12 protein-coding genes are annotated in these 11,423 nt (G+C 75.3%); 8 read left to right on the plus strand and 4 right to left on the minus strand.

The window, feature by feature from the left end; genetic code table 11:
* The first annotated feature begins 164 nt into the window (after window positions 1-164).
* A complete protein-coding gene (locus ACFCX4_RS28805) occupies window positions 165-797 on the plus strand; it encodes a hypothetical protein (protein WP_376148509.1) in 633 nt (210 codons plus the stop codon).
* Window positions 798-948: 151 nt separating this feature from the next.
* Here ACFCX4_RS28805 and ACFCX4_RS28810 read toward each other — a convergent pair whose 3' ends face one another.
* On the minus strand, window positions 949-2,184 hold the full coding sequence (locus tag ACFCX4_RS28810) for an FAD-dependent monooxygenase (protein WP_376148512.1): 1,236 nt from the start codon (window positions 2,182-2,184) through the stop codon (window positions 949-951).
* A gap of 79 nt (window positions 2,185-2,263) precedes the next feature.
* On the opposite strand from ACFCX4_RS28810, the gene ACFCX4_RS28815 reads away from it, so the two are divergent.
* Window positions 2,264-2,875, plus strand: a complete 612-nt coding sequence (locus tag ACFCX4_RS28815; protein WP_376148538.1) for a TetR/AcrR family transcriptional regulator C-terminal domain-containing protein — start codon at window positions 2,264-2,266, stop codon at window positions 2,873-2,875.
* A 36-nt stretch (window positions 2,876-2,911) separates the two neighbouring features.
* Here ACFCX4_RS28815 and ACFCX4_RS28820 read toward each other — a convergent pair whose 3' ends face one another.
* Window positions 2,912-3,772 carry a LysR family transcriptional regulator gene (locus ACFCX4_RS28820; protein WP_376148515.1) on the minus strand — a complete coding sequence of 287 codons (861 nt, stop codon included), beginning with the start codon at window positions 3,770-3,772 and terminating at the stop codon, window positions 2,912-2,914.
* 69 nt (window positions 3,773-3,841) lie between these two features.
* Between ACFCX4_RS28820 and ACFCX4_RS28825 the strand changes: the two genes are divergently transcribed.
* Both ACFCX4_RS28825 and ACFCX4_RS28830 read left to right on the plus strand, forming a co-directional pair.
* The gene (locus ACFCX4_RS28825) at window positions 3,842-4,924 is read left to right on the plus strand and encodes a DMT family transporter (protein ID WP_376148518.1); all 1,083 of its coding nucleotides are present in this window, start codon (window positions 3,842-3,844) and stop codon (window positions 4,922-4,924) included.
* A gap of 50 nt (window positions 4,925-4,974) precedes the next feature.
* Window positions 4,975-5,583, plus strand: coding sequence for a hypothetical protein (locus ACFCX4_RS28830; RefSeq protein WP_376148521.1), 609 nt, complete (start codon window positions 4,975-4,977; stop codon window positions 5,581-5,583).
* Window positions 5,584-5,653: 70 nt separating this feature from the next.
* On the opposite strand, the gene ACFCX4_RS28835 is transcribed toward ACFCX4_RS28830, so the two are convergent.
* Window positions 5,654-6,235, minus strand: a complete 582-nt coding sequence (locus ACFCX4_RS28835) for a TetR family transcriptional regulator (protein ID WP_376148524.1) — start codon at window positions 6,233-6,235, stop codon at window positions 5,654-5,656.
* Between the two features lie 92 nt (window positions 6,236-6,327).
* Here ACFCX4_RS28835 and ACFCX4_RS28840 point away from each other — a divergent pair, with 92 nt between their 5' ends.
* The 4 genes from ACFCX4_RS28840 (at window position 6,328) to ACFCX4_RS28855 (ending at window position 10,338) form a co-directional block, all read left to right on the plus strand.
* Window positions 6,328-7,128 carry an SDR family NAD(P)-dependent oxidoreductase gene (locus ACFCX4_RS28840; RefSeq protein ID WP_376148527.1) on the plus strand — a complete coding sequence of 267 codons (801 nt, stop codon included), beginning with the start codon at window positions 6,328-6,330 and terminating at the stop codon, window positions 7,126-7,128.
* A gap of 225 nt (window positions 7,129-7,353) precedes the next feature.
* On the plus strand, window positions 7,354-8,070 hold the full coding sequence (locus ACFCX4_RS28845) for a hypothetical protein (protein WP_376148530.1): 717 nt from the start codon (window positions 7,354-7,356) through the stop codon (window positions 8,068-8,070).
* Between the two features lie 190 nt (window positions 8,071-8,260).
* Window positions 8,261-9,250 carry a FecCD family ABC transporter permease gene (locus ACFCX4_RS28850; RefSeq protein WP_376148532.1) on the plus strand — a complete coding sequence of 330 codons (990 nt, stop codon included), beginning with the start codon at window positions 8,261-8,263 and terminating at the stop codon, window positions 9,248-9,250.
* 2 nt (window positions 9,251-9,252) lie between these two features.
* Window positions 9,253-10,338: a FecCD family ABC transporter permease gene (locus tag ACFCX4_RS28855; protein ID WP_376148541.1), complete on the plus strand. Its 1,086-nt coding sequence runs from the start codon at window positions 9,253-9,255 to the stop codon at window positions 10,336-10,338.
* Window positions 10,339-10,482: 144 nt separating this feature from the next.
* Here ACFCX4_RS28855 and ACFCX4_RS28860 read toward each other — a convergent pair whose 3' ends face one another.
* On the minus strand, window positions 10,483-11,340 hold the full coding sequence (locus tag ACFCX4_RS28860; protein WP_376148535.1) for a siderophore-interacting protein: 858 nt from the start codon (window positions 11,338-11,340) through the stop codon (window positions 10,483-10,485).
* Between the last annotated feature and the right edge of the window lie 83 nt (window positions 11,341-11,423).

The following is an 11,423-nucleotide window of genomic DNA, read 5'->3' on the forward strand; positions in this document are numbered from 1 at the left end:
GGGGTCCCGGGCCCGGCCCCTGCCGCCCCCGGCGCCACCGCGCCGGGGGCGGTACGGCGCCGGGAGACGTCCGGCGCTGCGGCCGCGGATTCGGGGCACCGCGGATTCACGCGCCCGCCCGGGTGGAACACCACGGTCGGGGAGAGCCGAAGGGGGCGGGGCCGATGGACGTGCTGCACACCGTGGCACTGGCGGGCGTGCCCCTGCTGGCCCTCCGGTCGGCCCTGCGGATCCGGCACCGCGGCTGGACCCTGACCCCGGACCACGCCGTGGCCTGCCTCGCGTCGGGCCTGGCCGTCTGGTACGGCCTGACCGGCGGCCCCGGCTGGCTGCTGATCGCCGGCTGCGTGACCGCGGCGGTCACCGTCGCCGCGGAGGCGACGGCGCTCGCGCCCGGCCTGGTGCGGCATCCGGTGGTCACCGTCGACCCCGCCGGGTTCCGCGAGCGGCTGCTGGCGGCCTGCGCCTCGCCGAGCGGGCCGGAGCGCTTCCTCGCCGGTGTCGGACCGGACGGCACGATCACCGTCTGGGGCCTGGAGAGCGCCGGCGTCCCGCGCGACCGCCACCGCACCGGGTCGGCCTGCGCCACCTGCTGCCTGGAGGACATCGTCGCCGAACTCGCCGACAACGGTCCCGAGACGGTCGCCGAGTACCGGATCCGGCTCCGCGGCCGTGCCAACCAGCTGTTCCGGATGCAGCGCACCACCATCGGCCACCGCTGGACGGCGGACCTGGCACCCGTGGTCGGCTTCAAGACCCCCTTCGAGCACTCCCCCTGCTCCGAGCACCGGCTCTGAGCCCGCGAGCGACCGACGACCCCGGGCCGGCCACCTGCCGAACGGCGGCGGCCCCGGGTCGGTTCGTCGGCAGGAGCCTTCGGACCGCCGTGCGGGCGCGGTCGTGGCGGCCGGCGGTACGAACCGCGCGGCCGCTGCCGGAGGGCGCCGGTCAGGCCGGGTTCCGGGGGAGCCGCCAGTGGCCGCCGCGGTCCCGCGCCGAAAGGCGCGCGGCGAGGCCGGGGAGGCGCAGGAAGCAGGCCAGCGCGGTGGTGGCCCGGAAGACGTCGATCGCCCGCTGGGACGTCGGCAGGCCCAGGCGCAACAGGCGCGGGTTGACCCCGCCCTGGATCCCGTTGACGAAGGGCCGCAGCACGCGGTCGTAGTTCGCCAGCGCGGCCGGCAGATCGCCCGGGTGCCGGTTGATCTCGCCGGCCAGGACGTGGGCGCCGACCAGGCCGCCGGAGACGCCCATGCCGCTGTAGGGGGAGGCGCAGTGCGCGGCGTCCCCGGCCAGGACCACGCGCCCCTCGGACCAGGTGCCGGTGCGGACCTGGACGACCTCCTGGGAGTGGAGGAACGGGCTGGTCCTCATGCCCTCGACGAAGCGTTCGGTCTGCCATCCGGCACCGCGGAACCTGCTCGCCCAGAACTTGCGCTGTTGCTCGACGGGCGCGCGGTGGATCGCCGAGGCCTCCTCCGACTCCTCCCGGAGGACGAAGTACACCTGGGTCTCGGTCGGGTTGTGGCTGCGACGCATGATCTGACGGCCGCCCGGCACCATGAAGGTGTCCCGGATGTTGCCGTCGGACGCGATGCGCGGAACGAACCAGTAGGCGATGTGGATGCCCATCCGCCAGTACGGGTCGACGCCCTCCGGGAGCAGCGCTCGCCGGACGCGCGACCCCTGCCCGTCCGCGCCGACCAGGAGGTCGAACGCGCGGGAGGAACCGTCGGAGAAGTGTCCGAGGACCTTGTGGGCGTCCTGTTCGAAGCCGTCCACGCCCACGCCGAAGACGAACTCGGCGTCGCCCCTGGCGGCGTCGTGCAGGATGCGCAGCAGGTCCCCGCGCATGATCTCGTACTCGGACGTGAGGGCCTGCCGGCCCCGACCCGAGGTGTTGGCCATGATCGTCGCCCTGGCCCTGCCGCGTGCGTCGACGAAGGCGACACCGGCCTCGTCCACGAGCTTTCCGCGGACGGCGTCGAGCAGCCCCATCCGCTCGACGGCCTCGATGCCCTGTCCCCGCAGGTCGATCTGCGCCCCGGCCGCCCGCAGCGCCGGAGCGCGTTCGACGACGGTCACCCGGTGGCCGCCCCGGGTGAGCCAGAGGGCCATGGCCTGCCCCGCGATCCCGCCACCTGCGACCAGGATCCTCAGGGGCTGCCGGTCCGGTCCCCTCACCATGTCCTCCCCCTCGGAATCTATCGGTGAAAGATTCCTTTCGAGGGTCGTCTATCGGCGATAGGTTGTCAACGTGACCAAGATGAACCGCGAGGCCGTCGTCGCCGAGGCGCTCGGCCTGCTCGACGAGGCCGGGCTGGACGCCGTCAGCACGAGACGGCTGGCGAGACGGCTGAACGTCGAACAGCCTTCGCTCTACTGGCACTTCCGCACCAAGAAGGACCTCCTCGCGGCCATGGCGGAGGCCGCGATGGCGCCCCATGCGAGCGCACCCCTGCCGACGCCAGGCGACGACTGGCGCGAGTGGTTCGCCGACAACACGCGCAGCTTCAGGCGCACCCTGCTGACGCGCCGGGACGGCGCACGGCTCCACGCCGGCAGCACTCCCGCCGGCGACCTCGACCGGATCCGCCGCAAGATGGACTTCCTCGTGGCGTCCGGGATCCCTGAGCGGGACGCGCAGTTCGCGATGCTGGCCGCGAGCCGCTTCACCGTCGGCAGCGTCCTGGAGGAGCAGGCCGAAGCCGGTCCCGCCGACAGCGCGGATCCACCGGCCGACATGCCGGTGATCGATCACGAGTCGGCGTTCGAGGCAGGCCTCGCCCTCATCCTGAACGGCCTGGCGCAGCGCACCGGGGCGCAGGGCGCCGACCGGTCTCCCGACAGGCACCCGACCGGCGGGGAGCTCCACTGAGCGGGCGCGGGAGGGGCGCGCACGGGCGCCCGGGCGTCAGTGCCCCGCCAGCAGTGCGCGGGTCAGCCGGACCAGGGCCGGGATCGCCGGATGGGCCGGGACGCCGCGCCGCCAGGCCAGTGCCAGGGGCACCGGCGGAACGTCCGCCAGGGGGCGGTAGGCGATCATCGGGTGGCTGTGCAGGGCGGGTGTCGCCGAGGTGGTGATGCCCACCGCCCGGCCGACGGCGATGGCGGTCAGCCACTCGTCGGTGTTGGCGACCTCGATCGTCGCCGCGGGGCCCGCCCCCGGCGGCCAGAGGTCCGGGGTGGTGGTGCCGGCCACCGTGTTCAGCGCGAGCGGGCGGGTCGCCAGGTCCGCGAGCGTGAGCGCGCCGCGGGCGGCGAGGTCGCTGTCGGCCGGGACGGCCGCCACCCGCTCCTCGGCCGGCAGCGGCTCCGTGACCAGCCCGGGCGCGGTCACCTCGCCGCGCAGCAGCGCGATGTCGACCTCGCCCCGGGTGAGCCCTGCCGTGCGGTCGTCGACGCGGCGCAACTCCAGCGGCACGTCCGGGTTCTCCTCGTCCCAGCGGCGCAGCAGCGGTACGGTGTGCTCCCCCAGCGCGGGCCAGGGGTGACCGAGACGCAGCGGCACCGCGGCCAGCGAGCGGGGGTCGAGGGCCGTGTCGACGGCGGCCAGCGCGGAGGCGGCCCGGTCGCGGAAGGCCCGGCCCGCGGCCGTGAGCTCCAGGTGGTGCGTGGAGCGGTCGATCAGCCGGGTGCCGAGGTGGTTCTCCAGCTGGCGCAGGGTCCGGGAGAGCGCCGGCTGGCCGGTGTGCAGCCGGGCGGCGGCGCGGGTGATGGTGCCCTCCTCGACGATGGCGAGGAAGGCCCGCAGGTGGCGCAGCTCGATGGTCATGTCCCGGGAGCATAACCGCCGCCCGATCGGCATTTCACGCGGCGCCGGCGGATTCCTAGCGTGGAGGGCATGACGAACACGCTTCCAGCGAAAGCCACTTCAGGACCGCCCGCGGCGCACGCGGCCGGCGCACGGACGGCCGGAGCACCGGCGGGGGCGCCCGCGGCCGATGCCGCCGGGGCCGGCCGGATCGGCGGCATCGGGCTGCTGCTGGCCGGCACGCTCTCGGTGCAGTTCGGCTCGGCCGCCGCCGCGCTGCTGTTCCCCCGGGTCGGCGCGCTGGGCACGGTGACGCTGCGGGTGACGATCGCCGCCGTGCTGCTGGCCGCCGTCTGCCGGCCCCGGCTGCGCGGACGCACCCGGTCGGACCTGGCCGTCGCCGGCGCGTTCGGCCTCGCGCTCGGCGGCATGAACGTCCTCTTCTACCAGGCGATCGACCGGATCCCGCTGGGCCCGGCGGTCACCCTGGAGTTCCTCGGCCCGCTGCTGCTGTCGGTCCTCGCCGCACGCGGGCCGACGAGCCTGGCACGGGCCGCACTGGCGCTGACGGGCGTCGCCCTGCTCGGGGCGGACGGCCTCGGCGGGCTCGACCCGGCGGGTGCGGGGTTCGCGCTCGGCGCGGGCGCCCTGTGCGCGGCGTACATCGTCCTCGGTGCCCGTGCCGGGGCCCGGTTCCCGCGGCTGGACGCGCTGGCGGTGGCGATGACCGTCGCCGCGCTGGTCACCCTGCCGCTGGGGATCGGCTCGGCGGGTGCCGCACTGCTCGACCCGGGCGCACTGGCGCTCGGCCTGGTGGTGGCACTGCTGTCCTCGGGCCTGCCCTACGCGCTGGAGCTGCTCGCGCTGCGCCGCCTGCCCGGGGCGACCTTCGCGCTCCTGCTGAGCCTGGCCCCGGCCGTCGCCGCGCTGGCCGGCCGGCTGGTCCTGGGGCAGGCCCTCACCGCGGCGCAGCTGCTGGCGATCGTCCTCGTGGTCGGGGCGAGCGCGGGCGCGCTTCGGACCGGCGGAGCGGGACGGCACGGCGGAGCGGGACGGCGCGGACGGGCGGCGCGCCGGGCGAGCGGGTTGGGCGTAGACGGGATCTGGACGCGGGTGGACCGGCTGAACCGGTCCGTCCGGAACGGCCCGGCGGCCCGCGGGCGCCGCTGCTAGAAGAACGGTCCGGGCACTTCGCCCGCCATCCACCCAGAGGAGTCCACCCCATGACCACCGCCTCCGCGGCCCAGCCCCTGCGCACCACGGCGCGCATCGCCCTGGCCGTCGCCGCCGCCCTGGTGCCCGCGCTCGCCGCCGCCCCGGACGCCGCCGCCGGTCCGACGACCACCACCGGGCTGGACAACACCTGGTCCTGTTCCGTACCGGCGGGCTACGTCTACGACCAGATCGTCGCCTCGTCGAGCTGCGGCAGCAGCTACTCGCCCCGCTACCACCTGCGCACCCCGGTCGACGGGCTGGTCTCCTGCGTCCGTGCGACCGGTTTCGTCTACGACAGCACCACGATGTCCGGCAACTGCAGCATGTCGTCGGGAAGTTCGTCGGCCTCCTACCGGCTGCGCGCGCCGGGGGACCTGGTGACGTCCTGCGAGACGGCGAGCGGCTTCACGTACGACCTCATCACCAACATCACCAACTGCAGCCTCGCCCCCGGCAGCACCAACCCCGCCTACCGGCTGCGCACCCCGGTCACCGGCCTCTGGGCGTGCAAGGTCCCGACGGGCTGGAAGTCCACCGCGACCACCCAGACCCACAACTGCAGCTACGGCACGTCGCCCAGCGACAAGTCCACCGCCTACCTCCTCGCCCCGGCCTGATCCGCCCGGACGCACGGCCCGGCCCCGGCGGTCCGCCGGGGCCGGTCGGCGTTCGGGGCCGCCCGGCCCGTCACCCGTCGATGAGCCGCTGCACCGCGTCGCCGTAGTGCGCGACCAGCGCCGCCCGGTCGGCGCGGACCAGCACCTCGTCCTCCACCACGTGCAGCGAGGTGAGCAGCCCGCCGACCTGGGCGGCCACGAGGTGGGCGCGCAGCGCGGCGTCCGCCCCCGCGAGCCGGGGCGCGAGCGGGTCGGCGAAGGCCCGCTCGATCGTGGCGCGCAGACTGCGCTGGACCTCGTCCCGGTCGGAGGCCCGGAACAGGGCGGCGAGCGAGGCGACCGCCAGCGAGCCGGCGGTGGAGGAGGACAGGTCCACGACGTGGGCGACCAGTGCCCGGCCCATGCCGTCCAGCGGGCCCTCCAGGATCCTGGCGGCCGGGAGGTCGACGCTCATCGCCTCCACGAAGAGCCGCTCCTTGGATCCGAAGTGCCGGATCACCAGGGCGGCGTCCACCCCGGCCCGCGCGGCGACCGCGCGGATGCCCACGGCGCCGAAGCCGTCCCGGTTGAACAGCTCCCGCGCCGCGTCGTGGATGGCCTGCCTGGTCAGGGCCGCCGACCGGCGCGGCCGGGGGGTGGACGGCTCGCTCACGCCTGGTTCTCCTTCGCTCGGACGACTAAGTCATCATAGATGACTTACGCTTGTCATCAATGTTGACCAACGGCTCGACGAGGAGCAGCACCATGGACCGACTCAAGGACAAGACCGCGCTGATCACCGGCGCCGGCAGCGGCATCGGCCGCGCCGCGGCCGAGCTGATGAGCGCCGAGGGCGCCGCCGTGGTGGTCGCCGACCACCACCCGGCCGCCGCCGAGGAGACCGCCCGCCTGGTGGAGGCGGCCGGCGGCCGTGCCCTGCCGGTGACCGTCGACGTCACCGACGACGCCTCGACGGCCGCCGCCGTCGCGGCCGCCGTGCGGGAGTTCGGCGGCCTGGACGTGCTCTGCAACCACGTGGGCGGCAGCGACCCCCGCAAGGACCTCGACCTGCTCCGGCTCGACCTCGACGAGTTCGACCGCGCCGTCGCCCTCAACATGCGCAGCACCCTGCTCGGCACCCGGCACGCCCTGCCCCACCTCATCGCGGCGGGCGGCGGGTCGATCATCAACACCGCCTCGGTGGCCGGCCTGGTCGGCGACGTCGTGCAGATCTCCTACGGCGCGGTGAAGGCCGCCGTCGTCAACCTCACCAAGTCGATCGCCGTGCAGTACGGCCCGCAGGGCGTGCGCTGCAACGCGGTGGCGCCCGGGGCGGTCATGACGCCCGCCCTGCGCGACAACCTGCCGGCCGAGGTCATCGACTCGCTCCTGGCCTGCAACGCCCTGCCCTACCTGGGTTCCCCGGAGGACATCGCCCACGCGATGGTCTTCCTGGCCTCCGAGGAGTCCCGCTACCTGACCGGGCAGCTGCTGGTGATCGACGGCGGCATGACCGTGCAGTCCCCCGCCGCCCCCGGCCGGCGGGCCATGCTCCCGACCGCCTGAGCCCCGCCGGGGCCGACCGGCGGCCGCGCCCGGTGCTCCCTCCCCGGTGATCGCCACCCACCGGCGAGGGAGCACCAACTCCCCTGCACTGGTTACGACTTCGCTCTTCTACAGGTTCGTCACAAGAGGGCCCGGACGCACTCCCCCGCCCGGCTCCCCCTGGGAGGATCGCGACAGGGCACCGACGAGGTACCCGCAGGCCGCGCCCGACAGGGGTGGGACGGGATGAGAGTTCGACGCAGGGACACGGGGGAACCCTCCGGTCGGCACCCGGGGTCCGACCGGCCCGCCCTCAGGGCGATCGCCGGCCTGCTGGCCGTCACGGGCCTGGCGACCGTCGGCATCGCCTTCGCCTGGTTCCTCTCCGAGCACGAGGAGTTGGGCGCCTACCGCACCGCACCGGCCTGCGGGCGGGCCTCGCCGGCAGGCAGCGCCTGCGTGCGGCACGAGATCGGCAGGGTGACGGAGCGGAGGTCCGAGCGTGCCGCGAACGGCCGCGACTTCTTGCTGAAGGTGTCCCGGGAGGCGGCACCCGCCCGCGACCACGAGGTCGACCGGGCACTCTACGATGCCGTCGCGGTGGACACCGGGGTGGAGCTGACACTCTGGCGGGACCGGGTGGCCGAGGTCGCCCACGACGGGCACCGGTCCGTGACCCTGCGCCCGAGCCGGTGGGCGGTGGCGGCCATCGCGGTGATGGTCGGCCTGGGGTCCGCACTGGCCCTCCAGGGCCTGGTCCGCCCGCACCTCGGCTTCCGGTCGATCCCGTTCTTCGGCGGCTGGATGATCGCCGCGACCGCGTTCCCCGTCTCCGCCTTCTTCGTCGTGGCCCAGCTGTCGTTCGCCCTCACCCTCGTCCTCTCCGTGTCCGGCTGGCTGCTGACGATGGCCGCCGCGGCGGCGGTCGTCCGGGACGACTATCCCCCAGGCACCCGCCGGTGAAGGCCGCCCAGGGACGGCGACCGGAGCCGCACCCTCCCTGGAACTTAGGATAGCCTTCCCTAACTATCGGCAGGGCCGGCGGTCCCCGCCGGCCCACGGAAGTTCGGGAGTGGGCGTGCTGGCTCCGGTGGGACCGACCGAAACCGGGAGGGCGGCGGACCCGCCCCGTGGATCACGGCCGCGTGCGCACGTGCTGCGGGCGGCCGGGCTGACCGCGGCGGTGGCGCTGCTGCTGTTCGTCGCGGCGCTCAGCATCGCGGTGGGGACGAAGTCCATCCCGCTGTCGACGGTGCTCTCCGGGCTGTTCGCCCCGGACGGGTCGGAGGACGCCGTGATCGTCCAGGACTACCGGCTCACCCGCACCCTGCTCGGCCTGGCCGTCGGCGTCGGGTTCGGTCTCTCCGGCGCCCTGATGCAGGCGCTGACCCGCAATCCGCTGGCCGACCCCGGCCTGCTCGGCATCACCTCGGGCGCCTCGGCCGCCGTGGTGCTGGGCATCGGGGTGTTCGGCGCCGGCACCCTGGCCGGCTACGTCTGGTTCGCCTTCGCCGGCGCGGCCGCCACCTCCGTCGCGGTCTACCTGCTGGGCACCGCGGCTCCCGGTCCGGCCTCCCCGGTCCGGCTGGTCCTCGCCGGAACGGCCGTCAACGCCTCGCTGATCGCCGGGATCTCGGCCCTCACCTTCCTCGACCGCGACTCCTTCAAGGAACTGCGGACCTGGTCCGTCGGCAGCCTGGCCGGCCGCGACCACGGGGTGCTCCTCCAGGTCCTGCCGTTCCTCGCCGCCGGGACGGTGCTGGCCCTGGCCCTGGCGGGGCCGCTGAACGCGATGGCGCTCGGCGACGACCTCGGCAACGCGCTCGGGGCGCGGGTGGTCCGCACCCGGGTGCTGGGCGCCGTCGCCGTGACCCTGCTGTGCGGCGCCGCGACCGCGGCCGTCGGGCCGATCGGATTCGTCGGGCTGGTGGTGCCGCACGCCGTCCGGCTCGTGTGCGGACCCGACCAGCGCTGGGCCCTGCCGTACTGCCTGGTGCTCTCCCCCACCCTCCTGCTCTCCGCCGACGTGCTCGGCCGGATCCTGGTGCGGCCCGACGAACTGGCGGTCGGCATCGTGACCGCCGCGATCGGCGCCCCCGTCCTGATCGTGCTCGTCCGCCGCCGGAAGGTGCCGCAGCTGTGACCGTGACCACCGTCGGGACCCCCCGCGCCGTCCGGGCCGCCGAGGGCGCGCCGGCCCCCGGCTGGCGGGTGCGCCTGGGCCCCCATGTCCAGCTGCGGCTCGCCCCCCGCACCGTGCTGACCACCGCCGGCCTGGCGGTCGCGCTGCTCGTCGTCGCCGTGGCCACGCTCGGCACCGGGGACTACCAGGTCTCCCCGCCCGACGTGGTGCGCGCCCTGCTGGGCGACGGCACCCGGGCCACCGACTACGTCGTCAACACCCTGCGGCTGCCCCGGCTGCTGGTCGGCATCGTGACCGGCGCGGCCCTCGGCCTCAGCGGGGCCGTCTTCCAGAGCCTGGCCCGCAACCCGCTCGGCAGCCCGGACCTGATCGGCTTCGAGACCGGCGCGGCGACCGGCGCGCTGCTCCAGATCCTGGTCTTCGGCGGCGGTGCCTTCGCGGTGGCCGCGGGGGCCGTGGGCGGCGGGTTCGCCACCGCCCTGGTGGTCTACCTGCTGGCGTACCGGCGCGGGGTCCAGGGGGCGCGGCTGATCGTGGTCGGGATCGCCGCCGGGGCGCTGCTCAGCGCCGTCAACGCCTACCTGATGACGGAGGCCTCGCTCGACGAGGCGCACGCCGCCTCGGTCTGGCTGACCGGCTCGCTGAACGGCCGGGGCTGGACCCAGCTCGTCCCCGCCGCGCTGGCTGTCGGGCTGCTGCTGCCGGTGGTCCTGCCGCTCGGCCGTCACCTGCGGCTGATGGAGGCCGGCGACGACTCCGCCAAGGCGCTGGGCGTCCCGGTCGAACGCTCCCGGCTGGTGCTGGTGGTGACGGCGGTCCTGCTCTCCGCGGTGGCCACGGCGACGGCCGGCCCGATCGGCTTCGTCGCGCTGGCCGCCCCGCAGCTCGCCCGCCGGCTGGCCCGCGCGCCGGGGGTCGCCCTGCTGCCGTCGGCGCTGATGGGCTCCGTGCTGCTCTGCCTGAGCGACCTCGCGGCCCAGCGGGTGGTCGCCCCGGTGCAGCTGCCGGTGGGCATCCTGACGGCGGCGATCGGCGGCCTGTACCTGGTGTGGCTGCTCGCCCACGAGTGGCGCTCCGGCCGGCGGTAGGCCGCCCGCACCGCAGAAGCCCGCACCGGACCGGTGCGGGCTTCTCGGGCTCGGGCACGTCCCGCGCGGGAGGCCCGGAGACGGACGTGCCCGCGCCCCCGGCGGAAGCGGGAGGGGCCGGGGGCGCGGGGGTCGGGAGGGGTGTCAGGCCTTCTCGGGGGCACCGTCCTCGTCGTCGTCCTCGTCCGGCTCGTGGTGATCGAGGTTGACGGTGCCGCGCTTCCAGTAGCCGTCCACGTCGGTGTACTCGCGGTCCAGCCCCAGCTCGCGCAGGTGACGGCGGATCGGGCGCAGCTCGCCGGCCTCGCCGGTGATCCACACGTAGGGCTGGCCGGGCGGGAACTCCAGGGCCCGGATGGCCTCCAGGAGGAGCTCGCCCTCGCCGTGCGGGATGCCGTTGCGGTGGACCCAGGTGATCTCGGCGTCCGCGTCGGTCGGCAGGTGCTCCTCCTCGCCCGCGTCGTCCACCTCGATGAAGGCCTTGGCGACGGCCCCGGCGGGCAGCGCCCGCAGCCAGCGGGCCAGGCCCGGCAGGCCGGTCTCGTCGCTGGCGAAGAGGTACCAGTCGAAGTCCTTGGGCACCATCACCGAACCGCGCGGACCGGCCAGGCCGAGCAGGTCACCGGGCTTGGCGTTGGCGGCCCAGGTGGTGGCGACGCCGTGGCCGTGCAGCACGAAGTCGAGGTCGAGCTCGTTGGCCTCGCGGTCGAAGCGGCGGGTGGTGTAGTCGCGGCTGATCGGGAACGGCGCCTCGGTGGGCATCACGATGCCGTCGCCGTCCGGGTCCATCCCGGGCAGCACGGGCACGGTCTCGCCGGGGGCGGGGAAGAAGGCCTTGACGTGGTCGGCGGGGGCCCGGTCGATGAAGCCGGCCAGCTCGGGGCCGCCGAGGGTGACCCGCACCATCCGCGGGGTGGGCCGGGTCACCCGGAGCACCTCCAGGGTGCGCAGGGTGATGTCGTGGTAGACGATCTCGATCGGCTCGGTGTGGATGACGGCCACGGGGGTCTCTCTCGCTTTCGGGGCGTGCCGCGGCGCACGGGCGTGCGCAGCGGCGCGGTACGGGTCGGCGCGCGGTCCGGGCG

It is taken from the genome of Kitasatospora sp. NPDC056327, assembly GCF_042261735.1.
Classification (GTDB): Bacteria; Actinomycetota; Actinomycetes; order Streptomycetales; family Streptomycetaceae; genus Kitasatospora.